The following is a 25131-nucleotide window of genomic DNA, read 5'->3' as shown; positions in this document are numbered from 1 at the left end:
AGAGGCAGTTGACTGAGCAGAAAAATTGAGAGACACCTAGACCCAACTGAAGGGCAGCGAGTCTCGCCAAAAAGCTCTTGGCACGTCAGGCCAGCCTCACCCGCCCCTTCAAGCCAAATCGACCGAAAGCCAAACCATAACGGACTCTGCAAATGCGTGATCATGCACGAAACACCGAAATCCCTGGGGATTGGGATCGCCGCGGTTTGCCGGGCTGGTGTTATCACAGCCCCGCTCTATTGGATTTGGAGCAAAGCGAGTTGTTCAAAACGCATTGGCAAATCGCATGCCATGTCTCTGACGTCCCCGAGGTTGGCAGCTTCCAGTGCTTCGACATGTGCGGCGAACGCGCGATCATTCTTCGAGACGACACATCCGAAGTGCGCGCCTACCTTAACATTTGCCGCCATCGCGGCTCGCGCCTTGTTGCCAAGGAACAGGGAAAATGCACAAACGCCTTGGTTTGCCCGTTTCATGGGTGGGTCTACAATCTTGATGGCACCCTTCGAGGCGCTGCACGCCCCGAGTCATTCCCTCAACTGGATAAGCACGAATTTGGCTTGAAACCCCTTGAGATGGAGGTCTGGCACGGTTTCGTCTTTGTGCGCTTCAAACCTGGCCCTCAACCCTCTGTCGCAGAACTTTTGGCGCCAATGGAGCAGGAACTTTCCGCCTACAGGATGGCCGAGCACGTCCCAACGGACGGCATTTGGACCGAAGAAACGCCCGTGAACTGGAAATCGATCCGAGACGTGGACAACGAAGGGTACCATGTTCCACTGGCGCACCCCGCGCTCCAGGACCTCTATGGCTTTACCTACGCCGATGAACCGTATGTTGACGGCGTCTCGCGCTCGGACGGGCGCTTTACCCCGACCAAAGGGCGCAGATGGGCTGTTCGCAACTACAAGAAATTCACAAAACCTCAACCGCATTTGCCTGAACATCTGCACAAAACCTGGCTGTACTATGGGATTTTCCCAAACGCAGTGATTGCCGTTACGCCAGAGACAACTCTGTTTTATCAGGAGTTTCCGGTTTCCACCGACAAGTCGATCCTTCGCAGCGCCACGTATCGCAACCCCGTCGAAGATCGCCAGCAAAGAGCCGCGCGATACCTTGCCGCGCGCATTGACCGGGAAACCGTAGAAGAGGACATTCAACTGACAGTCTGGTCAAATGAATCCATGCAATCAGAGGCGTTCGAAGGGTTCTACCTATCCGATCTGGAGTACGGCGTGCGCTCTCATCACGATCACCTGCGGCGGGTCCTCCCGATATACAATGTTGAAACCGCACCGGACGAGGATGGGTTGGCTGCGCTGAACGCCTCCATGACGGGTGCGCCTGATCAGTGACCAAGGCCTCGACGCAAAACTCGGAAAACGAACACCAAAGAAAACTTCTGTTTGCAAAAGTCGGTGAACTCGGATCCGGATCCACGCGCTATGCCGCTGCAATGTTCTTCTATCAGGCCAACATGATGTCGGCTGACCTACTGGAGATCTATCGCCGGTGCAGCAAATTCGACGCCGAAGATCCAATTGACCTTGCCAAATATGAAGGCATCGATGTTTCAGAGTTTGCACTTGGCTTTACCTGACGTGCAAACAATCGACTCGCATCAAACCGCCGCCAACACAGCCACCGCAATAATGAACACCGGAGAGCCATCGGATGACCACGGACTATGACGTTATCGTCGTCGGCGCAGGCGCAGCAGGCCTGGCAGCCACGCAAACGCTTGTATCCGTCGGACTTTCGGTCATCTGCATCGAAGCCTCGGACCGCGTCGGCGGCCGCACACATACAGACACGAGCATCTTTGGCGTCCCCTTTGACATGGGCGCGCACTGGCTGCACGCGGAACACGCCAATGCTCTCAAGGCACCCGGATTGAACCTCGGCCTTGACCTGTACCCTGCCCCCGACAATGGCATGACATCCGGGCTAGAGGATGACGCCGTTCTTTGGGATGAAGTGGATGAAATCCAAGCTGCGGTCACAAAAGCGGCCCAAGTGGATCGCGAAGCTGAGGAACACTCCGGCAATTCCACAGACCGGTCTCTGGCGGATATCTTTGTAGACAAGGGTCCTTGGTCTTTCACTGCAGCAATGACTTTTGCGCTGTCGCTTGCGCGAGATCTACCAGACACATCTTTGCGTGACTTGGATGCATGGGAAGGCGGAGATGATTGGTTCTGCCGCGAAGGGTTCGGCCATCTGATCGCCCGTACCGCCACAGGATTGCCGATAAAGCTCTCCACCCCCGTGACGGACATCAAAGCCAAACCAGACGGCATTCAGGTTACGACTACCAACGGTAAAACCTCTGCCCAGGCCGTGATCGTAACCGCCTCTGTCGGCGTCCTGGCCGAGGATGTGATCCGCTTTGACCCCCCGCTCGACGCCGAGCGGCGCTCTGCGTTTGAACTGATCACAATGGGGGACTACAACCACGCGGGCCTGGTTTTCCAACCCGGCACGTTGTCCGTGCCCTCGGACACCTGGCTGACCTACCACCTTGAACCCGACAGCCATGGCGTGGCGCGCGGAGGAGGCTTTTTGTGCAACGTCTCGGGAACTGGCCTGACCAGCTTTGAAAGCTCGGGCAGTTTTTCACGGGATCTGCAGGAGATGGGCCCAGACAGCGCGATAGAACACGCGCTTGAAACACTAACCGGCTTTTTCGGCACATCCGTCAAACAGAACTTCATCAAAGGACACGCAACTGCGTGGCGCAAAGAGCCCTACGTGCGCGGCTCATATGCGGGTGCCAATCCGGGGGGCTACACGGCGCGAACGGTGCTGGGCTGCCCACATACCGAGCGGATACACTTCGCTGGCGAAGCATCCCACCAAAGCCAACAATGCTCAGTAAGCGGAGCACATCTTGAGGGCATACGTGCTGCAAGAAATGTGCTAACAGGACACTTCAAATTCTCTGGGGTCAGAACCCACTGATTTCTATCCAGCGGCACAGCTTACGGCTTCAAAGCCGACCAATTTGCAGGGTGTTGTCACGTTAGCTGCCGTTCGGTTGCTCATGTCAGCAATTAGAAGTAGGTGACATCGATGAAGTCATCATCAATCTGCTACAAGCGTCACCGATTTCCTCCTCAGATCATCGCGCACGCGGTGTGGCTGTACGTTCGCTTCAATCTTAGCCTGCGGGAAGTTGAAGAGATGCTGCTGCAGCGCGGGATCGATGTGTCCTACGAAACAGTCCGGCGTTGGGTCATCAAATTCGGGTCGGCGGTAGCTCGAAACCTGCGGCAGAGACACAACCGTCCAGGTGATGTCTGGCATCTGGATGAAGTTGCCGTGAGAATTTCCGGTCGCAAGTATTGGCTTTGGCGCGCGGTCGATCAGCATGGCGTCATGCTGGACGAAATCCTCCAACCGAGTCGGGACAAACGGGCAGCAAAGCGGCTGTTGCGTCGCCTGATAAAGCGTCTTGGTTTCATTCCTAAGCGGATCATCACGGACAAACTACGCTCGTATGGCGCCGCCAAGCGAGAGGTTGCGCCGGGTGTGGATCATTGGTCGCACAAAGGCCTCAACAATCGAGCTGAAAACAGTCATCTCCCTTTCCGAAAGCGGGAAAGGACGATGCAAGGCCATCGCTCTCCAGGAGGGTTGCAAAGGTTCGTGGCGACTCACTCAGCTATCCGCAATTGCTTCAGCGTCCCCGCTCGCCGCCGCTCCGCCTTAACAATTCGATATCACCGCCTCGAAGCAATTGATGCCTGGAATGCCGCCACTCAAGCAGCCTGAATTTCAAAAAACAGCATTCCTTGGCGGTCCGGGAGTTAATGTGACAACACCGTCCAGCGCACTGTTCTCCAGGATCAAGTGGAAGAAATCAGCGAAGTCGCAAGGGTATGCCGTCACTGCCATTCGTATTTGCCTGTGCATGACTGCCGAATGTTTGGACATTGTGGCACGCAGCTGACAAAGCAGGAACCTTGCTCCCCTCCGCTAAGGGTTTCCTCTCTTTGAAGACGGTTGGGGCACGGTTGTGGCCATTGAACCCGTAAACCTGGGCAGTTTCAGTCCAGCGAATGGACACCGTTGCTAGTCCGCAAGGAGCTCCATCCAGTTCGCCCGACCATGAACGACACGCACAACATCGATAGCCGAGTCGTCGGACATGTAGATGATCACGTGCTCCCTAAAGGGATGTATTCGCACCGGCGGTGTGAACTCCAGCCTGAGCCGCGCCATATCGGGAAACTCCGTCAACAGCCCGAACGCGGCATCGAGACCGTTCAGGTAGTCTGCGGCTTGAGCTTCGCCCCACCTCTCAACGCTGTAGGCCCAGATGTCGTCCAGGTCGGATACTACGCGCGGCCGGAACCGGATTTCTTGTGCCACTTATTGGGATCCGGAAACCTTGCCGTCGATGAAGGCTGACATGTCAAAAGGCTGTGCGTCACCACTTTGCAGGCCCTCATCGACAAGACCTTGAATCTCGTCGATAGCCTGTTGCCGAAACTGGTCGCGCCGGATCAGGTCGCGGACATAGTCACTGACATTACTATAGCGCCCATCCTTGGTGCGGGCTTCGACCCAGGATTTCATGGGATCGGGAAGGGAGACATTCATCGTGGCCATGACACGAAAATGGGCGTTATGGCAAAGTTTGTCAAGATTACCTCACAATCCCGCATCCTCAAGCTGCTCGCGATCCGGCAGGTCACGCAGGCTTTCGAGATTGAAGGCCACCAGGAACTGTTCGGTGGTTACAAAGGTGTAAGGCGCCCCCCGGCGCGGGCTGCGCGGTCCGGTTGCGATCAGGCCCCGGGCATGCAGCCGTCCGATCAGGTCGCGGTTGATTTCCTTTCCAAAAATGTCCCTCAGCCCGTCACGAGCGACCGGCTGGTGATAGGCAATTGCGGCCAGCACCGCGACATCGAATTCCTTCAGGTCTAGCACCTGTCCACCCACATCCGCCGCGACCCGGATCACGGGCGCATAGGTGACCCGCGTGCGCAACATCCATCCACCGGGCGCCTTCGCCACTTCGAAGGACCTGCCTTCAAGGTCAACAATCAGGTCTTCGATCAGCAGATCGACCGACACCCCCTGCCCCACCACGCGCGCCAGATCACCCCGCGGCACCGGCGACGCACTGGCAAACAACACCGCTTCGATCCGGCGCATCCATTCGCGCCAGCGCAACTCGGAGGGCAGACCCTCCAGTTCTCGGTCAAATGCGATATCCGGTCCATCCCGTGGCATCGCTTACACCCCGTAAAGCCGGAACGTATCCCGACCGGTCAACTCGCGTACCACACCCAACTCCACCAACCGGTCGCAGAATCGGCGCGCGGCCCTGTTGGACATGTTCACGCCCCGGATCGGATCTGCCAAGACAGTCGGTGTGACCGCATCCCGGCTCAGAAACATTTCCACAGCCGCCTCCGCCCCCCTGGCGCGCAGCTTCGGGGCCACCACCTTCAGCCGCGCCTCCCGCCGTGCCAGATCCGCAGCCAGCCGAACCGCCTCAATGCAGGATGCGGTCACCGCCCGATGACAGGCAAGCCGCAGCTCCGTGCCGGTCTTGCGCAGATCGCGCCGTTTCAATCCAGCCGCCAGCGACGGCACCACGTGATCCCAGCCCAGAGCCTGTGCTAAAGCGGCGTCTGCCAGGATCAATGCCGACACCACTTGTCGCGGCAAGTCTTTCAGAACCGTTTCCAGAACGGTCGCTGCACGGGTTACCGGAGTCCCCTGCCCCGCATCCACCCATTCGGCAAGTCGATCCGCCTCAATCCCGGGTATGGCCCGATGCAGCGCCTTGATCGAGATCGGCCGCTCCAACGCGCGCCGCCAGGACAGATAGGTTTCCCCTGCCGGGCCGGGCAGGTCACCGGGACGCAGAAAATGCATCGCGTCACGTAACTCCCCTACCCTTTCCGGCCTCCCAGAAAACGCAACGCAGGCTTCCGCTGCGGTCAGGCTCAGCCTGTCTCGCAACAAGCTCTGGGGCACCTCCTCGCGGCTGAACACAAGATGCAGATGGCTTAGGGCTGCGCCCGACAAAAAAGCCACATCTTCAGGGGTTTCCACCCGCGAGGAGGTGATCCAGGACGGCAATTTGGGTACCGTATCATAGCTGTCACCGAGGGTTGGACGGTCATAGATCATGCCCCAAGGGTAGTTCAATGCGGCGCTTTTGACTACAAAATATTGCAATAACCGCCCCACTTTTTCGCTCTCCATAATGTCCAATAAGTTTGCCTTATCGGACATTTATGGGATAAGCTCAAATCATGAGTAAAACAACTGAAGTCGTGCAGTCAGGACCAGAGAAGTTAGTCTCTGCGACCGACAACGCGCCAAGTGGTCATGAGCACGACGAGGGAATGCATTCGGACGGCGATACGGTCTCATTCTCCACTCACGTCGCAGGTTCGGGCGCCCTCGATCGGTTGGTCGATACGGCCCGGGACTACGCAACGGCCTCAACAGCGGAGAACACCAACAAGGCTTACGCGGCCGACTGGAAGCACTTTAAGCGCTGGTGCCGCCTGAAGGGCGCAGAACCCTTGCCCCCCTCGCCTGAGATAATCGGCCTGTATCTGACGGATCTTGCTGCGCCAATGAAAGGGGCCCCTGTCCTTTCCGTGAGTACAATTGACAGAAGGCTCTCCGGTCTAGCCTGGAACTATACACAGCGCGGCTTCGCCCTTGATCGAAAAGACCGGCATATTGCCACCGTGCTGGCCGGGATCAGACGCAAACACGCAAGACCGCCGGTACGGAAAGAAGCGATCTTGCCTGAGGACATTCTCGCGATGGTGGCCACCCTCGGTTTCGATCTACGCGGGCTGCGCGACCGGGCGATCTTGTTGATAGGCTACGCCGGTGGTCTCAGACGCTCCGAAATCGTCAGCCTTGATGTCGGCAAGGACGACACATCCGACAGCGGCGGTTGGATCGAGATTTTCGAAGATGGGACGCTGCTCACGCTGAACACCAAGACGGGTTGGCGCGAGGTCGAGATCGGTCGCGGATCTTCGAACCAGACCTGCCCGGTGCATGCGCTCGAGCAATGGCTGCATTACGCAAAGATCGACTTTGGGCCGATCTTTGTCCGCACCTCGCGCAACGGCAAACGCGCGCTCGAAAGCCGTCTGAACGACAAACACGTCGCACGGCTTATCAAGCAGACAGTGCTGGGTGCAGGCATCCGCGCGGATTTGCCCAAAAAGGACCGCCTCGCTCTGTTCTCTGGCCACTCTTTGCGTGCCGGACTGGCCAGTTCCGCCGAAGTCGACGAACGCTACATCCAGAAACAGCTTGGGCATGCCTCCGCCGAAATGACCCGCCGCTATCACCGGCGCCGGGACCGGTTCCGCATTAACCTAACCAAAGCGGCAGGGCTTTGAGGCGGCTAGGTGTCTAAAGCGGTAATACGAACTGTTTGCACGGACGAGTCCAGACGGGTGTATACCGCCGTTATCCGCTCGGACCAGCGCGACGTAATATAGTCAGCCATAAAGCGGCTTGGGGCGCTTAGCAGGATTTCGCCATCTACCCTGCTAACTTCTTCCAGGTACTGAAACCAGCTCGACCAAAGCTCGGGGTCGCGGGCGTGTAGGGTCTTCTGAACTTCGGCCCAAACACCTTTTCCTTGAGGCACCAGAGGCCAGCCAGCCGATTGAATAGGAACCACGTTGTCGCGCTGTGAGGGTTCGGAAGGTTCCTCAATGCGCTCCTGAAAGTCGGGCCCGATCCTACACCAGGCCTCGCGTGTATCGCCAAGTATCTGTTTCAGGTCGAGCTCATAGACCGTTACCCGACCACGGACCCCTGCCCTTTTGATTGCTAACCACCCCAGAGCCCGGAGCTTTGCCATATCGCGTTTGACGGTACGTTCGTTGACGGTCCAAAGTCGCGAGATTTCTTCACGACCCATAGACAGCTCATTGCTGCGCCAATTGTATCGTGTGGTGATCAAGGTCATCAGTCGCAGCACAAGCCTTTGACGGTGTTTGTCTCCAGCCAAAGCATGTACGCCCAATGCGGATAGAATATCGTATTTCAACGCCGATGCATTGTTGCCGACTGGTTTTCTGACTTGCATTACGCCGTCCGCTACTCTGTCTGCTTCTGCTCTCGAACAGGCATGCGGATCTTGGTCCGTCGTCCTGTTTGAAAACCGTTTAGAACGCTTTTCCGTATCTTGCGCTGATTAGCGTCCAATTCCGTGATTTTGTCAAGACTGCGGTTTTAGGTACTGGAGTTTCTGAACGAAGTTCAATCAATTAATTTGGAAAAATGGGTGAAGTATTGGTGATGGGGGACAATATGGGTGTCCCCTTATTGCCGTGTTGTGACCCCCTATCTGCTGTGGTGCATTACTTTGTGTCCCCCTAAATCTGGGGTGAATACGGCGTGGTGGTTCCGGCAGAATCATTCCCCCTGGCTGTAGACACCCGAATCGCTGGTGTCCCTTAAGGTGCTTTGCTTTCTTGCTATTCTTACCCACGGGTAAGGTTGCAGAAGTACAATAATTTCTTTTGCGAAAAAATCAAATCAAGCGTAAATGAGGGTGGAGAAGAAATCAGCGTCCTAAAGAGGTGGGAGCACGAGGCATGTACACGCACGAAGACCTGAACGCACTCAGGAACCAATCGCTCAAACTGCAAGGTTGGATCCGGCAGCAGACGTTCAGTCCCGAGATGGAGAAGACCCTGCGCCGATTTTCGAGCTGGGAGGTTTCTGAATTGATATTCCAGATGAACCAGTCAACCTTTCGAGGTAAGTTGGCCGCTGACCCTACGCTGCCCAGTGGAGAGGTCGAGCCGGACGGGCGGCAACGGTGGTTCAGCCTCGAAGAGGTCAACGAGTTGCGTCGCCGGATCAAGGCAAACCGCAAGTCCCTGATGCCGCCGCGTCCTGCGGGTAAGCGAGCGATCCGGGCTGCGGTGGCAAACTTTAAGGGGGGGGCCGGTAAATCGACGGTGGCGCTCCACCTGGCGCATGCAGCGGCATTGGATGGCTACCGTGTTTTGGTTGTCGACTTTGACCCGCAGGCAACGCTTAGCCATTCTATGGGCCTCACGGATGTGGCTGAGGATTATACAGTTTGGGGCATCATGGCGCGGGACCTTATCCGCGAGACCGAACGCATGAACAACCGGCCTGCTGCGGCTGAAAGCGGGACCGCCTTACCCCACCGTCAATTGCCTTCTTCGATCACGGGCATGGGCCTGGGGGATCTCAGGGTTGCCGACTTCATCAAGAAAACGTCGTGGCCGACCATCGACGCAATTCCGTCCTGCGCCAATGCCGCCTTTGTCGAGTTCGCTTCGGCGCAGTATCGGCACCTGAACCCGGAATGGTCTTTTTTTGCGGCAGTTTCTCGTTACCTTGATCAGATTCCGGATGACGCCTATGACCTGATTTTGTTCGATTGTCCGCCGGCCATTGGGTACCAGTCCATGAATGCGGTCTTTGCTGCGGATCTACTGTACGTTCCGTCGGGGCCTGGCTATTGGGAATACGATTCCACGACATCCTTTATTGGCCAGTTGGCTGAGGCGCTTGAGGATCTCGCCTATGGATTCGATGAAACCTTACCCACGGGTAAGATTGGTCTTCCCAAAGCATTCTGTGAGGTGCGGTTTCTGCTGACGCGTTATGAACCGGGCAACGCTCTGCATATGGCTATGTTCGATGCCTTTAAACAAGTGTTCGGTGACCACGTGACCCAACACCCGGTCGAGATGACGCGCGCGGTAGAGCAATCGGGGCGGTTCCTGAGTTCGGTTTATGAGATGGATTATCGCGATATGACGAGAGAGACTTGGCGGCGCGCACGCGGCACGTTCGACAATGCCTATCAAGAATTTCGCGATACACTGATTGCCGCCTGGGACAAGCTGGAGGATGAGGTATGAGCCGGAAACGCAGAATTTTTGACATCAATATGCCCGAAGTTGAAGACGTTCCTGGGCCCAAAAAGCCGGACATTGCGTCAGAGAAACGTCGGGGCCCCATGGCGGCGGCGATTTCGGAGAACGCGAATGCGTTGAAGGATCGGCAATCCACCGAGGACGCCATTCGTGCCGAAAACGATCAGTTGGCCCACGAGTTGGTGCGTCTGAAGAAAGAGGGTTTAGTGACTGACATGATCGCGTTGGGCGACGTGGTTACCGACAAGCTGACACGGGACCGTGCAACAGGCCCCGATCCAGAGTTGGAAGAGTTGACAGCTTCGATCAGTGAAATCGGGCTGTCCAATCCCATTCGGGTCGAGCCGCGCGAGGATGGAAAGTTTGAATTGATCCAGGGCATGCGTCGATTGTCGGCATATCGCGCCTTGTTTGCAGAAACCGGGGACAATGCGTTTTCGCGCATCCCGGCGGGGATTGTCGCTCAAAGTGCAACCGACGAAAGTTACCGCCGTATGGTGGATGAAAACCTTGTGCGCCGTGATATCTCGTTTGCTGAAATGGGGGCCTTGGCTCGTGCATACGCAAAGGATTCCGCGAATGATTGCGAGAGTGTGGACAAGGCCGTCGCAATCCTGTTCAAGTCCGCGAGCTACGCCAAGCGCAGTTACATCCGAGCATTTGCGAGTTTGTTGGTGCAATTGGATAATGTTCTGAAACATCCCAACGACATCCCTCGGAATGTGGGAGTTGAATTGAAACGTCGTATCGACGCAGACGATGGTTTGCAGCGTGAAGTGAGAAAGACATTGTCCGCGCAACCCAGTAGGACGGCCGCAGAAGAGGTTGCGATCCTGCGCGGTTTCACGGGAGCGCATGCGCTTGAGGAAAAGCCTGTGGGGGCAGGGGGCGGCAAGTCGGCCAAGTCACGCAAAGCCAAGACTACTTTTCAAGTCAGGTTGCCCGAAGGTGTGATCAAGTGTTCAGCTTCAAATGGTCGGATGGAGTTGCGTTTCGATCTCGACTTTACCCGTGTGGATCGGCGGAAGTTGGAACAGGGCATTGCCGAGATGATCGGTGGTCTGCAAGACGAGTAGTTTCTTGAACCTTACCCGCGGGTAAGGTTCGCGCCACATTCACATGTCTTCTGTTTTATCGGTTTCCATTGAATTGGTGGTGATCGTCTTCTCGAGGGGCACACCCAAGCGGATCACATCCGCGATAGCCGATCTTCGTCATCTACGACCCCGAGCACACAGCTGACACCAGTCCATCGCCAAAGAACGATGTTGAAGTCGGTCGAGGTTGCGCCTTTCGCAAAGCTTCGGACAAGCAGTCCGGCAAACCCGTCTGCAATTAGTCGACTGGCAAGATTCTGCGTCGGCACCATTCGACCCTCGAGCAACTTTGTGCGCCAACCCGGGTCCGCGATTGCACTCTCCGAGAGGCCATATTGTTCAATCGCTGCCATAACGCGGGTATCAAAGATCGGGCCAATATCTGCGGCGTAGGAGACCAGAATTGTCGGCTGGAGACTGCCGACCTGATTGGCTTCGCGCAGGGCGCCAGATGGATCAAGGGCTGTGTAAAGGGCAAGTGTGCCCCTTGCGTTAAACCGACCGCCAAAGAGCTTGGCGCCGCGACCAGAGAGAGGATCGCGCGCATAAACCGGGTTTAAAGCTCGGAAAAGAGGGCCCACATACCGCCCTTCATTTAGCGGCATCAGGCAAAGATGCCCGCGTCGACGGCGTCGATATACTCAAGGACTTGTTGTGCCTTGCCTTCCTGCACGAGCTGCATCGCGGTCCGGCCATCAAAGCCGGGCAGGGGGTCTGAACGATACCAGGCATAGGCCATCAGTTCCGAGCCAAAGCGCGGTTCAACCTTGTTCAGGACTTCAACCAATTCGCGCAAGCGGCGCTGTGTCTTGTCCGAGTTGATTCGAGTGCGGCGTTGCAGGGCGTCCTTGCCAAGGCCGACTGTCATAGCGATCTCTTCGGCAGAGGTCCGAAGCGCTGCTGCGATCTTGCGCGGTTCAAATTGTCCACCTTCCGCGAAGCTCATTAAGTGCATGGCGATATCTCCAACGGCAATTATTACGGTATATAGTGTAATAATTGCCGTGGCTCAAGGCTTTTCGGAAAAGGTAGCGATGGCTGAACCTCTGGCTGGAAAATGCAAGTACCCATTGGGATCTGTGGTTGACGGAAGAGGGACCTTGGGTGGCTCTGATTGGTCCCGGTTGGGCTCCGGTCTGCCAATCCTAATGAAAGGTCTGCCATGCAAACAGGTGTCTTGTTCAAGTTACGTTCGACCTTCGCCTGATAGCGGGAACGAAAAAAAAAGCGGCGAGGGGAGGCGGGAAAGGGCGCCGTTCCAGCGCGGCTCGGGCCTTTTTGGAATCGGCCAAGAAGCGTCCCAATCTGGTCATTCAAACCGAGGCGCTGGTCGATCGAATCCTATTCGAAGGTCGGCGTTGCACTGGAGTCCGTTACAAGCACGGTGACGCTTGGGTTGTTGCAAAATGTCGCCGCGAAACCATCCTGTCTTGCGGCGCCTTCCAATCTCCCCAAGTGTTGCTGCGATCTGGGATCGGGCACCGGACGAATTGCCAAAGCATGGGATCGACGTGCTGATGGACATCGATGAAGTGGGGCAGAACCTGCAGGATCACGTCTATGCCAGTCACATCGCAAAAACCACGAAGGCGCATTCTATCAACCACCAGATCAAGGGCCTGGGTGTAGTACCGCAAGTTCTGCGCTATGCGCTGACTCGCAAAGGGCACCTGTCAATGGGGGTTTCTAGCGCCTGCGCCTTTACAGCACCCGGATCAAACTCGATGGGTACCGGTTCACAAATGCTGGCTCAATTGGCGAGGTTGGGAAGGTTGGGACGACGGAAATATGGAGTAGTACGGACGTTCGCTATCGTGTTTTTGAACTGGAAAGATGCGGACTCTCCCGACATTCGTTTTCTCACCTTTGCTGACGCAGCATATGCTTGCAGGTGCGGCACATTCATCGCCGCGTTGCAGCCGATGTCGCTAGACCGGTCATTGAAAACCAGTCGGAGGCTCAAAATTCAAACCGACCTTTCACCGCAACCTGGAAGGGCCACCGTGAAGCGGACTTAGTGAGCTTTCGCTGCGCAAGTTCGAACGACGGCTTTGTCGTTAAGGTATCAGTGATGCGGGTCTTCACCCAACGCCATTTGCAAGTGGTGTGCCTGATGATGAGCGCCGATGGTCATGACGCCGAAGAACCCGAGGCCATGGACACGAGCAAGCTCCCGATCAGTATCAACCTCGATGCGCATGCTTGCCCCAATTGATGACGGTTCTGCAGTCACCGCCCATCCGGTTGCCATTTCCTGCATCGGTGCATGTGCGAGAGCCATACGTTGAACGGCACCGGCTACATTGTCCTCGCCAGAGATGTTGAATTCGACGATCCGGCCTTCACGGTGATTGCGCACGTTCGCCTCTGTGGTAACCAGCTCCATATCCACGAGATGATCCCGCAGCGCCCGAATGTTGACCTTGGCCCAATCCGTGTCGGGGTCGTCTGACAGAATTTGGACGATTTCAGCAATAGCGGCGAATGCGGACTGCCCCGTTTCAGTGGGTCCGTCTGAGCCATGATGGGCATGTTGCGCGGCGGCAGGAAGGGCCAAGAGCGCGACAATGGCGCAAAGGGTTGATCTGATCATAAGATGTCCACTCTTGCAGTTGGGTTTGTTGGTTTGCTACGCCCCGGATGCGAAACAGAATATGATTGAAATCACATGTTGCCATCTCCGTTCGATGCATTGGACGTAAACTCTCGGTCGCACCAACGTTGCGCCCAAGGCGACAATGTCTTCCGGCAGGGTGATCCTACGAAAGGTATTTTCTTCCTTAGGTCAGGCAACGTCTGCCTTACCCGAGTGACAGAATCCGGTAGTGCCGTCACGATTCACAACGCGCGGGCTGGCGACGTGTTTGCCGAGGCATCCATCTATTCGGATCACTACCACTGCGACGCAGTTTGTTTTGCTCCTTCCGAGGTTGTTCGGGTTTCGAAACGGGCTATTCTGTTGCGCCTGCGCGAGGACACAGCGTTTTCCGAAGGGATCACAAAAAGATTGGCAATACAGGTACAGGACTACCGCCAGCTTTTGACGCTGCACGCCGTGAAATCAGCGAATGAACGGGTTTTGCTGGCAGTCGCCTTGGGCAAGCTGACTGGATCGGTCACCCAGTTCGCCAGCCAGATCGGATTGACTAAGGAAGCCTGCTATCGGGCACTCAAAGACCTGTCCGATCAGGGATTGCTTATCAAAACCGGACGTGGGAGCTATGCACCCACCCCACGCGTTGAAGACAACCATCCTTAGTTGTGCGGCGGATTGCGACCGGCTTGGATTTCCTGAACGCGGTCCGGCCACGTTGACCGAATGTAGGCCAGAATGTCCCATATATCGTCGTCAGTTATCACATCGCTGAATTCCGGCATTCCGCTTGCAAAGCCTGTGACGCCACGCGCGGCCAACGCCTCTTCGCCACCTAGCCGGGTGTATTCGAAGAGAAGTTGGTTGTCGTGGTGCCATGTGTGCCCGGTTTCATCATGCGGCGGTGCTGGTAGAACACCGTTTTCGTCGGGCGTGCGCCAGTCGGACTGCCCTTCGAGTTTGACCCCATGGCAAGATGCGCAGTGTTCGCCGTAGAGGGTTTGACCTTTGGTCAAATCGCGATCATCCAATTCGTGACCGGCGGTTGCACCGGTCGCGAAACAACATGCTGCGAGGATCAGAACGCGTTTCATGCGACCTCCACCCATGTCTTCATCCCCGCCGCTTGATGGCCCAGCATGTGACAATGCAGTAGCCATCTGCCGGGGTTGTCGAACACGCATAGGATGTCGCGGGCCTCGCCTGCGTCCACAAGTGTGGTGTCGCGGAAAGCGCTCAGATTGCCGTCAGCCTCGACCTCAAAAAAGTGATGCCCGTGCAGATGGATGCCATGTGGGAACCGGGTGTCATTCTTCAGGTGAATGCGCGCGGTTTGCCCGCGTTCAAAGCGGTGAAGCGGGGTGTTCGTCAGGCCGGATTGGCCGTTAAACGTCCAAATATCGCCGCCCATCATGCCTTGCATCATACGGCGGCTCATCGCTCCGCCTTCCATGGTGAGGGTTAGGGAAACGGCGTTGTCCGTGTCAGGCGTCGCTATCTCGTTGGGTGTCAGTGCGGAAATCTCGGATGGTTGCCGCGTGGTGTTTGCCCCTTCAACCGGGATTTCACCCAACAGGTATGGGCCGTCTCGCGTCGGAAACACAAAGCTGATTGGGGCGGCGGAGGTAACATCAGCAATGATGTCCGCACGTTGGGCCGGGGCGAGAATGAGGCCGGATAGTTCCTGTGGATCGACAAGCGGCATGCCGTCCAAGGCAACCACTTTGCCTTCAACGCCTTCAAGCTCGACGGGAAAAATCCGATCTGTCGCGACGTTGATCAGCCGCAGACGCGCGCGATCACCTCGACGGACTTGCGTGACCGGTTCAACAAGCGCGCGGGCAAAGTTGCCGAGCCGTCCCTGATGCGCCTGATCGTGCATGTTCTCGAAGCCGTCTGCGAGCGTGCCATCTTCGATCATGCGCCAATCATCAATCATGACGATCAGATCATGATCCACATCGGGTAGCGTCAGTTCCTTGACGATCAGCGGACCGTAAAGACCCTTGGCAACCTGTTCCCATGATCGGCTATGCGAGTGATACCAGAATGTCCCTGCATCGGGGGCACGAAAGCTGTATTCGAACTCACCGCCCGCTTCGACAACGTCTTGGGTCATCCCCGGCACGCCATCCATCGCATTGTCGATGCGCAGGCCATGCCAATGCACCGCTGAGCCTTCGCTGATTTGGTTCTGGAACCGGATGTCTAAGACCTCGCCCTGACGGGCACGTAGCACCGGACCGGGTGTACCGCCGTTGAAGCCTAGCATCGGGGTCGCCGGTTCGCCTTCGGGCAGGATTTGTGCATTGACCGGTTGTGCAACCAGCTCCACTGGTGCCGATGCAAGAACTATGTGCGGAACTAATGCTGTCGCGCTTGTTGTGATCAGGAAGTCTCGCCTGTTCATGGGATACCTCAATTCGGTAGGGTCAGAATGCTGGTGAGCGTCGCGGTTGCCGCAAGCACCACCACAATGACCGCAGTTTCAATTTCGATGGAACGCGCCAAATGGCGCGCGGCTTTGTTGTCCCCGGCCTGCATGGCGGGAACGAAGCGGAGTTTGTTTGCGGCTGCCAGCGTCAGGACCGCGCCGACAAGCACCAGCTTAATCAGAAGGGCTTGCCCGTAGCCGGTTGCCACCAGCGCTCGAAGATCACCCAGCAACAGCCAAGCCATCAGTAATCCCGCCAAGATCAATCCGGGAACAATCACCGAAGCGACTTGCCCAAAGCGATGCCCCAAGGTGGCGGCGCTAGCGATGTGCTCTGGCAATCGCGACAAAGCACGAAGCGGGCCGAGGACGCCGATCCAGAATGCAATGCCCAGAAGGTGCAAGAGCAAGAGCAAGCGGACACCGGTTGTCTCTAACTCGGGGACATGCCCGATCTGTGCAAATGACCACAGGGCGATCAGTCCCCCGGCAAGCGCGATCCATTGGCCAGCAAGGGGTGTGAAAACCCCAATGATGATCAGAACTGCACCAGCGACCCGATAAACCAGAACGTCGCCAACTGGTGTCTGCCACAATAGACTCAGCATTTCAGGATCAGTCATACCATCGGCCCCGCCCGTCAGGGCGGCACCACGCAGCATGAAACCAAAGACAGATGCAGCAAGCGCCAACGTTGCCAAAAGAACGGCCTGCATCCGTATCCTATCGTTGAGAGGCGAAACCAGATCGGCAAAGGCGGCTCGAATGATCACAAGCCCGACTGATCCCGCAACGCCGATGTAGAGCATCAGCTTCGCAAGGATCGCGGCTATTCCCCAGATGTCCGGCATACTCAGTCCACCGTGAATGTGAATTCGCTCTGCATGGCGTGCCCATCCACACCCAAGCCCCGCCATTCAATGCGATAGGTGCCGTCACCCATACCTTGCAGAGGAAGGGAGAATACTCGATCAAAGCTGGTCTGGTCACCGAGATCGAGTCTGACGGACGGATGATCCTGATGGGTCATGTCCACACGCGTCAGACGGATATCGGCAGCGAAATTGAAGCTGATTTCGGCGGGAACTTCTGCAATCACCGCGCCGTTTTCAGGCGTCGTGGTGTCCACGCGGGAATGCGCAAATGCACTGGTGGCAAGCGTCGTGATCAGTGCAAGTGTAGCAAATTTTTTCATTGTGGTGTTCCTCAGTTAATTCCATTGGCGTGCTGAATCTCGCGGATGTAGGCGATGACCATTGCGACATCGCCTCGGGTCAGGCCTTCAACTGGAGGCATGTCGCCAAACCGCCAGTGATGGCTTCTGACACCCATTGCGACCGCGCGCTGAAAGGATTCGTCGGCATGGTGGCTGGGTTCATAGATAACATGGATCAGCGGTGGCCCTGCACCCTCAACGCCAACTGCGTTGGTGCCGTGACATGCAACGCAGGCGTTTTCGAATATGCGCTGCCCGATAGCCGCATTTCCTTCAATTGGCGGCATCTGGGTCGCCACCATCGCGCTGCCTTCGGGTGGTGCTGAATTCGCATCATCATTGGCGGGTGTGGGGCGTAGTGAGATATAAGCAGCAGCGGCTGCCACGGCGCATGCGCCGACTAGAAGATATTTTTGGTTCATGTGGTGATCCTAACCATGTGAAACAGGGACTTGCCGCAAAACTCGTCGCAGCACATCGGAACGCGCTCACAACCGTGAACAGCGTCGGAAATTTGTTTCAGAGGTTAGGTGGTCTGTACGGGTTGTCCGGTTCTTCAAGCGTCGAGAGGCTTGAAATCTGCCAAGCCAATGCGGCCTCAGACTGGTCAAAAACGGCTTCGGAAGACGCCGATGTGAGAGCGAGAGCATTGCACAGGAACGGATTGCAATCATCATGCACCATGTCGTGCGATCCGTGCTGGCCGTTATCTGTTGATTCCCCCGGTACATGATCAGCGTGATAATCCGCCACAACCACAACCGTGGTCGTGTGGTCAGCGCAGTGCCCGTTAGCACAGTCTCTCGACAACGCATGGGCTGTACCGTCCAGTCCCGTCATCAGGACCAGAAGTGCAATGAGCACCATTGATGTTAGGTTTCGAGAGTATTTCACACAGCGAAGCTATCTCAAGTTCAGCCTCACTTCAACGTGAGCCGACATTCGTGCATTGCGCAGCATTATGCACCTTGGGCTCTCTCGTTGAATCCGCCGCAATGTGAACGATTGACGGCTAACCGCATAACGCATAGCCGAGTTTAGCACTTGGTCACATCCGACATCATGGCAAAACGCTTAGGGTGTTATTTTTCACCCAGCTACACTCGACCCCAGTGACAGAAAGCCTGCGGGAAAGTTGGGCGAGCAATTCGGTTCTGGTGGACACGACCCCATCTTTTGCGGCGCGGTGGCTTTTGCCACGGCTTGCGGATTTCGAGACCACAACGCCTTGGGTCAAAGTGTCGGTGCTCGTCGATCAGCGGCAGCGACATCCCGATACGATTGGATGCGATTTATCCATTCGAATAGGGACAGGTCCTTAGGACGGCAGCCAAGCATCCTCCTTGATGTCCGACCAGTTGGTACCCGTCGCAAGCCCGCTGTATTGGCGTCTTCATTCAAAACCCGAAATTCTGAATGACTTGCGCGACCACAAATTGCTGCACGATCGCGATCCAAACACATCATGGCAGCGATGGCGGGACCTGCATGGGTCCACCGATCTGGATGTGCGCAGGGGTCAGCGCTTTGGCTCGTCGGATCTTGTCATACGGACCGCTGAACACGGCCTTGGCGTCACGCTCGCCCACCGACGATTGATTGAAGACAGCCTGAAAAGCGGCATTCTTGAATCCACTCTTGAGGCGCTGACGATCGACCTGAAGGATGCCTATTGGATCATACCGGCACAGGCGAAACGGACTAAAGCTATTGCTGTATTTTTAGACTGGCTAAGAGCAGGCACAAGAGAGTTGGAGCCGCGCGAATTGGCGGCTGGCGCGAGCTCAAAATCAAACATCTGATCGCTACTAAGCCCCACCATCCCCTTTGATCGAAACCAATACTGCAATCAGAACAACCGCCCCACCGACGAGGGTAGCGGTACTCGGAAACTCTGCAAAGACGACAAAGGCCAGGATTGGCGCAAGCGGTGTCTCAAGAGCGCTGATCAGCGCCGTTTGCCCCGATGGTACACGTTTCGCCCCCTCTGCGAGGGTGACAGACGCGATGGCGAACAACAACCCGAATGCCGCCAGTATAAAGATCTCATTCTGCGCAGTCTGAAATGGCGCGCCCAGCATGAATGACGGTGGCAGCAGGAACAAGGATTGCAAAACGGACGGCCCGGCCCCCGGCGTTTCGGGGTACTTTCGGTAAATCACCATGATCGTGGCCATGGCTGCCGTCATGACGAGCGCAAGCGTATCGCCTTGCATGCTAATCTGACCGACAGAGCCAAATACGATGATGCCAACGCCCAGAAGGGCTGCAACTGACCCAAGCATAGTACGGGCAGTGATGCGCTCACCGATGGCAAGCCAGGCCAAAAGCGCTGCGATCAACGGAGCAACTGCATAGATCAATGAAACATTGGCAATGGATGTCAGTTTGAAGGCAGGAATGAATGCCGCAGTGCCAATTGCACCGACAATGCCAACGATCCAGCCACTTCGACCCATCTCGGAGAAATTATGTCGGAACGTCCCTTGGTTTATGGTCCAAACAGTTGTGAACGCAGCGGCAAACAGTCCGCGCCAGAATATCACGGCCCACGCACCGGCAACGACACCTTTGGTAAAGAGGCCCGCAGTACTGTAGGTCACAGCGGCGGCCACCAAAAGCAGAACGCCAATGGAATATTGTGATCTCGTCGTTGTTGCCGTCATAATCTGCACCCAATGCTATATTTTATCTAACTCGTAAATCGCACATTCAGAGCAATCACGTGGATATATCCATTCATTCGCTTGTATTTACTGGGGATGCTTGAAATTTGACAAACGACAAATTCTAAACCTATAAGATACAAAAAATAATGTGTATCATATGACGCGCCACCTTCCTCCACTAAATGCCCTCCGCGCATTCGAAGCCGCCGCACGACATCTCAGCTTCAAAGCTGCCGCTGATGAGTTGAATGTGACTCCAGCCGCCGTCAGCCATCAGGTGAAAGCGCTGGAGGGTCTGCTCGGCGCGCCGCTGTTTTTTCGCCTGACCCGTGCATTGCGATTGACCGAGGCGGGTCAAACCGCCTTGCCTGCACTGTCAGAGGGATTCGACAAACTGGCCGAGGGCATGCAACAAATGCGGGAATTTGGCCATAGCAATGTCCTGAGCGTCAGTGTCAGCCCGTCGTTCGGATCAATGTGGCTGGTGCCCAGACTCGACAGATTTCACCGAAAGCACCCCGACATTGAGATCAGGATCGACGGAACTGATCGCATTGTGGATGTGGCGGGGGGAGAGTTCGACGTCGCGGTTCGGTACGGACCCGGGGGCTACAAAGGTGTTGAGGTCGATTACCTCTTCAGCCAGCTTAATACGCCCGTTTGCAGCCCGGCTCTAATGGAAGGTGAAAATGCGCTGTTGCAGCCAAAGAACCTGGCCCACCACACATTGCTGCACATTGACTGGAAGGATGCGGAAGCAAGTTGGCGCATGTGGCTGCTCGCGGCGGGGCTTCGCGATATCGACCCGACCCGTGGCCCTCACTTCACACAGGAAAACATGGCGGTACAAGCGGCTCTGGATGGACAGGGCGTGGCACTGGTTGGGGATAGGCTGGTTGCCGACCATTTGGCAAAAGGTCAACTTGTCTGCCCATTTGGTCCTGATCTCAAAACACCGCTGAAATTCGCATATTACTTACTAAGTTCACGCGCAAAGATCACAGACACCAAGGTTTCTGCGTTTCGAAACTGGCTGATTGAAGAGGCAACGCTTACGCAGGACCCAAAGAAATAGCCGCCATTCGTGCATCCTGCAGCATCGGTTAAAGTGGGCTCTTCATGCTGTTTCGCCAAGTAATGCATGAACGGCTGGTTCAAATCGACATGCCGTTCGCTGCACTGCGAACTAATTGGAACGACGCGGGCAAAGCGCGGTTTCGCTGCAGTTTCTCTCTCAAATTGCCTCAAGGGCTATGGCGACGCCTTGGCCTACCCAGATGCACATGGCCGACGGAGATCTTGCGCCCGGTTTCAAGTCAAGCATCGCCGTACCCGTGCCGAACGTTCGAGGCGCCGTGGTGGCGTCCTTGAACACCGGGATGGCTGCAACGCACCGGGTCGTACAGGAGATGGTCGAGACATATCTGTCGGCACTTCTTAAGGTACAGGCCGGGATAGAGCGTGTTCTCACGTAACGCTTTTGAATGTCGCTCTATGTCTGGGGCAGCTCGGGACGCGGTCTGGCGGCAAGTTCGACCGCGGCATTTGTCCCGATACCGGTCATGCAGATTAACCGCGCGATGATCTGCTCCTTACTCCCTGACGGGATCGCACCGTTGGTGATACCCAAGCTGGCACCGATCAGAGCGTGCGTGGTCATGCGCCACACCAACTCGGCGTTCGACACTTCGAACCGACCGGCCTGTGATGCCAGCCGTAAATCGCGGATCGCGAAAGGTCCCATCTTGCGAAACAATGCATCCGCGATCACTTCTGAGCGGTGGAGCATCTGTGCCCACCTGGTATCTTCGGTCGCCGTATCCAGCACGGTACGGATGCCGAAGGCGTAGACTTGAGCGGGATCCTCAAACGTGTCGGTTATCTCCTCAATGCGCAACGCAAGATCGTGCATCAGGTCCTCGAGGACCGCGATGGCCAGCTCGTCCTTCGACTTGAAATAGTTGTAGACCGTGCCTGCCCCGACGTCTGCGCGTTCCGCGATCTCAAGCATGGTCGCGGAATCCACGCCCTTTTCGGACATGATCTCTCGCGCCGCCTCGATCAGGGCTGTGCGGTTGCGCCGCTGTCTGCGCGCGACGCGTCCTTCGGTCCGCTGGGCATTCGGTGACATGTATCCTCACACTCTACTCAAACCCGAATCATATTCACTTTTGAACGCTATCGCAATTCGTCAATGCACTAGTTCCGTAACTCGCCATGGCGGCAAGTTGGACGTAGTTTCAACAAGCAAAGCCATGATTTAAAACATGGAAACCGCAATCCGCACCTTTTTCCTCAGCGCAGAAAGGTGACAGATATTCAAACTTGACGATCATTCAGTTTTGTACCAGCCTTTAGGAAATCCAGCTGGCAGGACGGACCCGCCGGAATGGGATTTGGGTTGGTACACCCTCGTGGAGGAGGGGCCACCGGCGCGAGGAGGAGAAAGAATGAGAGTTTCAACTGCGAAGGATAGTTTTGACACCGATGTCGCCATTGTGGGCGCAGGGCCGGTGGGGACATTGCTGGCGATCTTGCTGGGACAACGTGGCAAGAAGGTCACCTTGATCGAGCGCTGGACGACCCACTATGGTCTGCCGCGCGCTGTTACCTATGACCACGAGATTGCGCGGATTTTCGCGACTCTGGGCATCGATTCCGAAAACGACGATGCGATCAATTTCCATGATGAGCTGTATTATTGTAAAAACCGTGACGGCCAGAACCTGAGCATCGTTGACTGGCAAAGCCAATCGGCAAGCGGCTGGCGCGTGCGTTACTGGTTCAACCAGCCTCTGATGGAAAAACGTCTGCTGGGGATCGCGGCGACGCTGCCCGATATTACCATTCTGCGCGGTTGGGAAGGTGTCGGCCTGGAGCAGGACAGCGAAGGCGTCACCCTGTCTCTAAAGCAAAACCCCGAGGAACACGGCTCGAATGGCGAGCACAAGGTGATCCGAGCCCAGTTCTGCGCCGGGACCGATGGGGCGAACAGCTTTGTGCGGGAAAGCCTAGGCATCGAAAACGAGGACAAGGGCTATTTCTTCGACTGGCTGATCCTCGATTTGATCCCGGATTTCGATTATGTCGCCGCCAACGCGCCCAATCCAGCGCAATGGCAGCTGTGCGACCCCAAACGTCCGACCACCATCGTTCCCGGTGGTCCGGGGCCTGATCCCAAAGGCCCGGCCCGCCGCCGTTGGGAATACATGCTGTTGCCCGGCGAAAACATTGACGAAATGCAGAAGCCCGAAAAAGCATGGGAACTGCTGGCGCCGTGGGGCATCACACCCGAGAACTCTGATCTTGAACGCAGTGCTGTCTATCGGTTCCAGGCCCGCTGGGCCAAGCAATGGAACAAAGGGCGCTGCATGATCGGGGGCGATGCGGCCCACCTGATGCCGCCCTTCGCTGGCGAGGGCATGTGCGCCGGGGTTCGGGATGCCGTGGGCATGGCCTGGCGTCTGAACGGGGCGCTTGAGGGTAAATACGGGCTGGACGTTCTAGACAGCTACACGACCGAGCGCAAAGAGCACGCCAAGCATTACATCAACTTTAGCCAAGAATTGGGTCAGATCATCTGTATCGCGGATGAACAAGAGGCCACCGAGCGCGATGCCCGCATGATTGCCGACCTGGCCGAGCGCAACAACGCGCCGGTTCCCACGGATATCTGTCAGCTGGGGCAGGGGGCCTGGTGCGCAGACAGCGCTCATGCCGGTGAACTGGCGGTGCAGGGCGTTGTCGAGGCGAACGGCAAACGTGACCGCTTTGATCAGGCAGTGGGGCAGGGCTGGGTTCTGCTGGGCTATGAGGCCGATCCGGCGCAGGCCATCACCAAAGAACAGCGCGCCGAGCTGGCAGCGCTGGACGGGATGACGGTGCAGATCTGTGCCCCCGGCGGAGCGTGTGACGTGGTGGATGTCGAAGGCACGTTCAAAGCATGGCTGGACGAGATTGACGCCAAATACGTGCTGATCCGCCCCGATTTCTATGTCGCGGTAACGGCCAACACCCCCGAAAAGCTGCAAGAGCGTTTCGCCAAGGTGATGAAAGAACTGCATCTGACCGGCGCCCCGGCGCTGGCGGCCGAGTGATCGGGGAACGTGCCATGATCATGGGTTTCACCTGTAATCTGAACCCTGCCCGGATCGTTTTCGGGCAGGGAAGTCTGGCCAAAGTTGCCGAGGAAATCCGCGGTCAGGGCTGTACGCGGACGCTGATCCTGTCCACTCCGTTTCAGGAGGAGGATGCGCAGGCGTTGGCGGCGGATCTGGGTGATCTGGCGGCGGGGGTTTTCGCGCAGGCCGCGATGCACACGCCGGTCAGTGTTACGCAACAGGCGATGAGCGCCTATGAGCAGGCCGGTGCCGATTGCGTTCTGGCTTTGGGGGGCGGTTCGACCATCGGCCTGGGCAAGGCGATCGCCTATCGGAATGACTGTCCGCAGATCGTGGTGGCGACCACCTATGCCGGGTCCGAGGTTACGCCTATTCTGGGCCAGACCGAGGATGGGTTGAAAACCACCCTGCGGGACGCCCGCGTGCTGCCCGAGGTTGTGATCTATGACCCCGCGCTAACACTGGGTCTGCCGGTTGCGATGAGCGTGACCTCGGGTTTAAACGCGATGGCGCATGCGGTCGAGGCTGTATATGCGCAGGATCGCAATCCGGTGTCCTCGCTGCAAGCAGTCGAAGGGATTCGGGCGTTGCGCGATGCCTTGTTGGTGATCGTGGAATCGCCGCAGGACATTCCGGCGCGGGCGCAGGCGCTGTACGGGTCGTGGCTGTGTGGCACGGTGCTGGGCACCGTCGGCATGGCGCTGCATCACAAGATTTGTCACACGCTGGGCGGCTCGTTCGATCTGCCCCATGCGGAAACCCACGCGATCATGCTGCCGCACACGGCGGCCTTCAATGCTTCGGCCGCCGAACTGGAAACCCGGAACCTGGCTGATCTGTTCGGCGGAGAGCTGGGCACCGGCCTGTGGGATTTTGCCAAAAGATTGGGCGCGCCACTGGCGCTGCGCGATCTGGGCCTGCGCGAACAGGATTTGGACCGGGCCGCCGATCTGGCAACGCAAAACCCCTATTGGAACCCGCGCCCGGTGGAACGCCCGGCGATCCGGGCCTTGCTGCAACGCGCTTGGGAGGGCGCGCGGCCACAGGACTGACCAACAATAACGCATCAGGG

31 protein-coding genes are annotated in these 25131 nt (G+C 56.9%); 15 read left to right on the top strand and 16 right to left on the bottom strand.

The annotated features are described in order from the left end of the window. The first annotated feature begins 152 nt into the window (after positions 1-152). The 4 genes from G6R15_RS21690 to G6R15_RS21675 all read left to right on the top strand — a co-directional run bounded on the left by G6R15_RS21690 (position 153) and on the right by G6R15_RS21675 (position 3777). Positions 153-1358, top strand: a complete 1206-nt coding sequence (locus tag G6R15_RS21690; RefSeq protein ID WP_164662154.1) for an aromatic ring-hydroxylating dioxygenase subunit alpha — start codon at positions 153-155, stop codon at positions 1356-1358. Continuing rightward, on the top strand, positions 1355-1603 hold the full coding sequence (locus tag G6R15_RS21685) for a hypothetical protein (protein ID WP_164662153.1): 249 nt from the start codon (positions 1355-1357) through the stop codon (positions 1601-1603). The genes G6R15_RS21690 and G6R15_RS21685 overlap by 4 nt, the downstream gene beginning before the upstream one ends. Before the next feature lie 74 nt (positions 1604-1677). Further along, on the top strand, positions 1678-2964 hold the full coding sequence (locus tag G6R15_RS21680; protein ID WP_164662150.1) for an NAD(P)/FAD-dependent oxidoreductase: 1287 nt from the start codon (positions 1678-1680) through the stop codon (positions 2962-2964). 111 nt (positions 2965-3075) lie between these two features. Beyond that, positions 3076-3777, top strand: coding sequence for an IS6 family transposase (locus G6R15_RS21675; RefSeq protein WP_164662149.1), 702 nt, complete (start codon positions 3076-3078; stop codon positions 3775-3777). 300 nt (positions 3778-4077) lie between these two features. Here G6R15_RS21675 and G6R15_RS21670 read toward each other — a convergent pair whose 3' ends face one another. From G6R15_RS21670 to G6R15_RS21655, 4 genes are read right to left on the bottom strand one after another with little or no spacing between them, the layout of a single operon-like run. Then, positions 4078-4377 carry a type II toxin-antitoxin system RelE/ParE family toxin gene (locus G6R15_RS21670; RefSeq protein ID WP_240336832.1) on the bottom strand — a complete coding sequence of 100 codons (300 nt, stop codon included), beginning with the start codon at positions 4375-4377 and terminating at the stop codon, positions 4078-4080. After that, entirely contained in the window at positions 4378-4617 is a 240-nt protein-coding gene (locus G6R15_RS21665) for a type II toxin-antitoxin system ParD family antitoxin (protein WP_164662147.1), read from the bottom strand. A 42-nt stretch (positions 4618-4659) separates the two neighbouring features. Continuing rightward, positions 4660-5244 carry an SMC-Scp complex subunit ScpB gene (locus G6R15_RS21660; RefSeq protein WP_164662145.1) on the bottom strand — a complete coding sequence of 195 codons (585 nt, stop codon included), beginning with the start codon at positions 5242-5244 and terminating at the stop codon, positions 4660-4662. Between the two features lie 3 nt (positions 5245-5247). Then, positions 5248-6153: a DUF1403 family protein gene (locus G6R15_RS21655; RefSeq protein WP_164662182.1), complete on the bottom strand. Its 906-nt coding sequence runs from the start codon at positions 6151-6153 to the stop codon at positions 5248-5250. A gap of 218 nt (positions 6154-6371) precedes the next feature. On the opposite strand from G6R15_RS21655, the gene G6R15_RS21650 reads away from it, so the two are divergent. Then, entirely contained in the window at positions 6372-7397 is a 1026-nt protein-coding gene (locus G6R15_RS21650; RefSeq protein ID WP_164662181.1) for a tyrosine-type recombinase/integrase, read from the top strand. A gap of 5 nt (positions 7398-7402) precedes the next feature. Here the strand turns inward: G6R15_RS21650 and G6R15_RS21645 are convergent, their stop codons facing one another. Beyond that, positions 7403-8095: a DnaA N-terminal domain-containing protein gene (locus G6R15_RS21645; RefSeq protein ID WP_164662143.1), complete on the bottom strand. Its 693-nt coding sequence runs from the start codon at positions 8093-8095 to the stop codon at positions 7403-7405. A 511-nt stretch (positions 8096-8606) separates the two neighbouring features. On the opposite strand from G6R15_RS21645, the gene G6R15_RS21640 reads away from it, so the two are divergent. Both G6R15_RS21640 and G6R15_RS21635 read left to right on the top strand, forming a co-directional pair. Beyond that, positions 8607-9914 (top strand): AAA family ATPase, encoded by a 1308-nt coding sequence (locus tag G6R15_RS21640; protein ID WP_164662141.1) that lies wholly within the window; start codon positions 8607-8609, stop codon positions 9912-9914. Further along, positions 9911-11005, top strand: a complete 1095-nt coding sequence (locus G6R15_RS21635) for a ParB N-terminal domain-containing protein (RefSeq protein ID WP_164662139.1) — start codon at positions 9911-9913, stop codon at positions 11003-11005. Before G6R15_RS21640 ends, G6R15_RS21635 begins: the two co-directional genes overlap by 4 nt. Positions 11006-11118: 113 nt before the next feature. On the opposite strand, the gene G6R15_RS21630 is transcribed toward G6R15_RS21635, so the two are convergent. Next, on the bottom strand, positions 11119-11607 hold the full coding sequence (locus G6R15_RS21630) for an RES family NAD+ phosphorylase (protein WP_306432360.1): 489 nt from the start codon (positions 11605-11607) through the stop codon (positions 11119-11121). Between the two features lie 23 nt (positions 11608-11630). Then, on the bottom strand, positions 11631-11981 hold the full coding sequence (locus G6R15_RS21625; RefSeq protein ID WP_164662135.1) for an MbcA/ParS/Xre antitoxin family protein: 351 nt from the start codon (positions 11979-11981) through the stop codon (positions 11631-11633). Positions 11982-12229: 248 nt separating this feature from the next. Between G6R15_RS21625 and G6R15_RS23155 the strand changes: the two genes are divergently transcribed. Both G6R15_RS23155 and G6R15_RS21615 read left to right on the top strand, forming a co-directional pair. After that, complete coding sequence (locus tag G6R15_RS23155; protein WP_373456025.1) at positions 12230-12544, top strand: GMC family oxidoreductase N-terminal domain-containing protein; 315 nt, start codon at positions 12230-12232, stop codon at positions 12542-12544. Beyond that, positions 12544-13044, top strand: a complete 501-nt coding sequence (locus G6R15_RS21615) for a hypothetical protein (RefSeq protein WP_164662132.1) — start codon at positions 12544-12546, stop codon at positions 13042-13044. Before G6R15_RS23155 ends, G6R15_RS21615 begins: the two co-directional genes overlap by 1 nt. 47 nt (positions 13045-13091) lie before the next feature. Here G6R15_RS21615 and G6R15_RS21610 read toward each other — a convergent pair whose 3' ends face one another. After that, a complete protein-coding gene (locus G6R15_RS21610; RefSeq protein WP_164662130.1) occupies positions 13092-13619 on the bottom strand; it encodes a hypothetical protein in 528 nt (175 codons plus the stop codon). 75 nt (positions 13620-13694) lie between these two features. Here G6R15_RS21610 and G6R15_RS21605 point away from each other — a divergent pair, with 75 nt between their 5' ends. Then, positions 13695-14285: a Crp/Fnr family transcriptional regulator gene (locus tag G6R15_RS21605; protein WP_164662128.1), complete on the top strand. Its 591-nt coding sequence runs from the start codon at positions 13695-13697 to the stop codon at positions 14283-14285. Here G6R15_RS21605 and G6R15_RS21600 read toward each other — a convergent pair. The 6 genes from G6R15_RS21600 to G6R15_RS21575 all read right to left on the bottom strand — a co-directional run bounded on the left by G6R15_RS21600 (position 14282) and on the right by G6R15_RS21575 (position 18109). Further along, the gene (locus G6R15_RS21600) at positions 14282-14713 is read right to left on the bottom strand and encodes a cytochrome c (RefSeq protein ID WP_164662127.1); all 432 of its coding nucleotides are present in this window, start codon (positions 14711-14713) and stop codon (positions 14282-14284) included. The genes G6R15_RS21605 and G6R15_RS21600 overlap by 4 nt on opposite strands. Further along, positions 14710-16029, bottom strand: coding sequence for a multicopper oxidase family protein (locus tag G6R15_RS21595; RefSeq protein WP_164662125.1), 1320 nt, complete (start codon positions 16027-16029; stop codon positions 14710-14712). Before G6R15_RS21595 ends, G6R15_RS21600 begins: the two co-directional genes overlap by 4 nt. 8 nt (positions 16030-16037) lie before the next feature. After that, a complete protein-coding gene (locus G6R15_RS21590; protein ID WP_164662123.1) occupies positions 16038-16904 on the bottom strand; it encodes a copper resistance D family protein in 867 nt (288 codons plus the stop codon). A gap of 2 nt (positions 16905-16906) precedes the next feature. Continuing rightward, on the bottom strand, positions 16907-17248 hold the full coding sequence (locus tag G6R15_RS21585) for a copper resistance CopC family protein (RefSeq protein WP_164662121.1): 342 nt from the start codon (positions 17246-17248) through the stop codon (positions 16907-16909). Positions 17249-17259: 11 nt separating this feature from the next. Further along, positions 17260-17691 carry a cytochrome c gene (locus tag G6R15_RS21580; RefSeq protein WP_164662120.1) on the bottom strand — a complete coding sequence of 144 codons (432 nt, stop codon included), beginning with the start codon at positions 17689-17691 and terminating at the stop codon, positions 17260-17262. A 97-nt stretch (positions 17692-17788) separates the two neighbouring features. Next, on the bottom strand, positions 17789-18109 hold the full coding sequence (locus tag G6R15_RS21575) for a hypothetical protein (protein WP_164662118.1): 321 nt from the start codon (positions 18107-18109) through the stop codon (positions 17789-17791). 506 nt (positions 18110-18615) lie between these two features. Here G6R15_RS21575 and G6R15_RS21570 point away from each other — a divergent pair. Continuing rightward, the gene (locus G6R15_RS21570; RefSeq protein ID WP_164662117.1) at positions 18616-19071 is read left to right on the top strand and encodes a LysR substrate-binding domain-containing protein; all 456 of its coding nucleotides are present in this window, start codon (positions 18616-18618) and stop codon (positions 19069-19071) included. Between the two features lie 6 nt (positions 19072-19077). Here the strand turns inward: G6R15_RS21570 and G6R15_RS21565 are convergent, their stop codons facing one another. Continuing rightward, positions 19078-19935: a DMT family transporter gene (locus G6R15_RS21565; RefSeq protein ID WP_164662115.1), complete on the bottom strand. Its 858-nt coding sequence runs from the start codon at positions 19933-19935 to the stop codon at positions 19078-19080. A gap of 160 nt (positions 19936-20095) precedes the next feature. Here G6R15_RS21565 and gcvA point away from each other — a divergent pair, with 160 nt between their 5' ends. Both gcvA and G6R15_RS21555 read left to right on the top strand, forming a co-directional pair. After that, positions 20096-21013: a transcriptional regulator GcvA gene (gene gcvA, locus G6R15_RS21560; RefSeq protein WP_164662113.1), complete on the top strand. Its 918-nt coding sequence runs from the start codon at positions 20096-20098 to the stop codon at positions 21011-21013. A gap of 208 nt (positions 21014-21221) precedes the next feature. Next, positions 21222-21413 carry a hypothetical protein gene (locus G6R15_RS21555; RefSeq protein ID WP_164662091.1) on the top strand — a complete coding sequence of 64 codons (192 nt, stop codon included), beginning with the start codon at positions 21222-21224 and terminating at the stop codon, positions 21411-21413. Positions 21414-21430: 17 nt separating this feature from the next. Here G6R15_RS21555 and G6R15_RS21550 read toward each other — a convergent pair whose 3' ends face one another. Then, a complete protein-coding gene (locus G6R15_RS21550; RefSeq protein WP_164662111.1) occupies positions 21431-22069 on the bottom strand; it encodes a TetR/AcrR family transcriptional regulator in 639 nt (212 codons plus the stop codon). Positions 22070-22388: 319 nt separating this feature from the next. On the opposite strand from G6R15_RS21550, the gene G6R15_RS21545 reads away from it, so the two are divergent. Further along, positions 22389-24035, top strand: a complete 1647-nt coding sequence (locus tag G6R15_RS21545; RefSeq protein WP_164662109.1) for a bifunctional 3-(3-hydroxy-phenyl)propionate/3-hydroxycinnamic acid hydroxylase — start codon at positions 22389-22391, stop codon at positions 24033-24035. Continuing rightward, positions 24032-25111 carry a maleylacetate reductase gene (locus G6R15_RS21540; RefSeq protein ID WP_306432359.1) on the top strand — a complete coding sequence of 360 codons (1080 nt, stop codon included), beginning with the start codon at positions 24032-24034 and terminating at the stop codon, positions 25109-25111. Before G6R15_RS21545 ends, G6R15_RS21540 begins: the two co-directional genes overlap by 4 nt. The last annotated feature ends 20 nt before the right edge of the window (positions 25112-25131 follow it).

This window comes from Tropicibacter sp. Alg240-R139 (assembly GCF_900537075.1).
Taxonomy (GTDB): Bacteria; Pseudomonadota; Alphaproteobacteria; order Rhodobacterales; family Rhodobacteraceae; genus Falsiruegeria.
The sequence above is the reverse complement of the archived record's forward strand: the minus strand, read 5'-3'. Positions and strand labels throughout refer to the sequence as shown.

Bases quoted from the DNA above. Each gene is read 5' to 3' on its own strand.
- G6R15_RS21690 (WP_164662154.1), top strand. From the start codon at position 153: ATGCGTGATCATGCACGAAACACCGAAATCCCTGGGGATTGGGATCGC.
- G6R15_RS21680 (WP_164662150.1), top strand. From the start codon at position 1,678: ATGACCACGGACTATGACGTTATCGTCGTCGGCGCAGGCGCAGCAGGC.
- G6R15_RS21675 (WP_164662149.1), top strand. From the start codon at position 3,076: ATGAAGTCATCATCAATCTGCTACAAGCGTCACCGATTTCCTCCTCAG.
- G6R15_RS21665 (WP_164662147.1), bottom strand. From the start codon at position 4,617: ATGGCCACGATGAATGTCTCCCTTCCCGATCCCATGAAATCCTGGGTC.
- G6R15_RS21660 (WP_164662145.1), bottom strand. From the start codon at position 5,244: ATGCCACGGGATGGACCGGATATCGCATTTGACCGAGAACTGGAGGGT.
- G6R15_RS21655 (WP_164662182.1), bottom strand. From the start codon at position 6,153: ATGATCTATGACCGTCCAACCCTCGGTGACAGCTATGATACGGTACCC.
- G6R15_RS21650 (WP_164662181.1), top strand. From the start codon at position 6,372: ATGCATTCGGACGGCGATACGGTCTCATTCTCCACTCACGTCGCAGGT.
- G6R15_RS21645 (WP_164662143.1), bottom strand. From the start codon at position 8,095: ATGCAAGTCAGAAAACCAGTCGGCAACAATGCATCGGCGTTGAAATAC.
- G6R15_RS21640 (WP_164662141.1), top strand. From the start codon at position 8,607: ATGTACACGCACGAAGACCTGAACGCACTCAGGAACCAATCGCTCAAA.
- G6R15_RS21635 (WP_164662139.1), top strand. From the start codon at position 9,911: ATGAGCCGGAAACGCAGAATTTTTGACATCAATATGCCCGAAGTTGAA.
- G6R15_RS21625 (WP_164662135.1), bottom strand. From the start codon at position 11,981: ATGCACTTAATGAGCTTCGCGGAAGGTGGACAATTTGAACCGCGCAAG.
- G6R15_RS21615 (WP_164662132.1), top strand. From the start codon at position 12,544: ATGGACATCGATGAAGTGGGGCAGAACCTGCAGGATCACGTCTATGCC.
- G6R15_RS21610 (WP_164662130.1), bottom strand. From the start codon at position 13,619: ATGATCAGATCAACCCTTTGCGCCATTGTCGCGCTCTTGGCCCTTCCT.
- G6R15_RS21605 (WP_164662128.1), top strand. From the start codon at position 13,695: ATGTTGCCATCTCCGTTCGATGCATTGGACGTAAACTCTCGGTCGCAC.
- G6R15_RS21600 (WP_164662127.1), bottom strand. From the start codon at position 14,713: ATGAAACGCGTTCTGATCCTCGCAGCATGTTGTTTCGCGACCGGTGCA.
- G6R15_RS21595 (WP_164662125.1), bottom strand. From the start codon at position 16,029: ATGAACAGGCGAGACTTCCTGATCACAACAAGCGCGACAGCATTAGTT.
- G6R15_RS21590 (WP_164662123.1), bottom strand. From the start codon at position 16,904: ATGCCGGACATCTGGGGAATAGCCGCGATCCTTGCGAAGCTGATGCTC.
- G6R15_RS21585 (WP_164662121.1), bottom strand. From the start codon at position 17,248: ATGAAAAAATTTGCTACACTTGCACTGATCACGACGCTTGCCACCAGT.
- G6R15_RS21580 (WP_164662120.1), bottom strand. From the start codon at position 17,691: ATGAACCAAAAATATCTTCTAGTCGGCGCATGCGCCGTGGCAGCCGCT.
- G6R15_RS21575 (WP_164662118.1), bottom strand. From the start codon at position 18,109: ATGACGGGACTGGACGGTACAGCCCATGCGTTGTCGAGAGACTGTGCT.
- G6R15_RS21570 (WP_164662117.1), top strand. From the start codon at position 18,616: ATGTCCGACCAGTTGGTACCCGTCGCAAGCCCGCTGTATTGGCGTCTT.
- G6R15_RS21565 (WP_164662115.1), bottom strand. From the start codon at position 19,935: ATGACGGCAACAACGACGAGATCACAATATTCCATTGGCGTTCTGCTT.
- gcvA (WP_164662113.1), top strand. From the start codon at position 20,096: ATGACGCGCCACCTTCCTCCACTAAATGCCCTCCGCGCATTCGAAGCC.
- G6R15_RS21555 (WP_164662091.1), top strand. From the start codon at position 21,222: ATGGCCGACGGAGATCTTGCGCCCGGTTTCAAGTCAAGCATCGCCGTA.
- G6R15_RS21550 (WP_164662111.1), bottom strand. From the start codon at position 22,069: ATGTCACCGAATGCCCAGCGGACCGAAGGACGCGTCGCGCGCAGACAG.
- G6R15_RS21545 (WP_164662109.1), top strand. From the start codon at position 22,389: ATGAGAGTTTCAACTGCGAAGGATAGTTTTGACACCGATGTCGCCATT.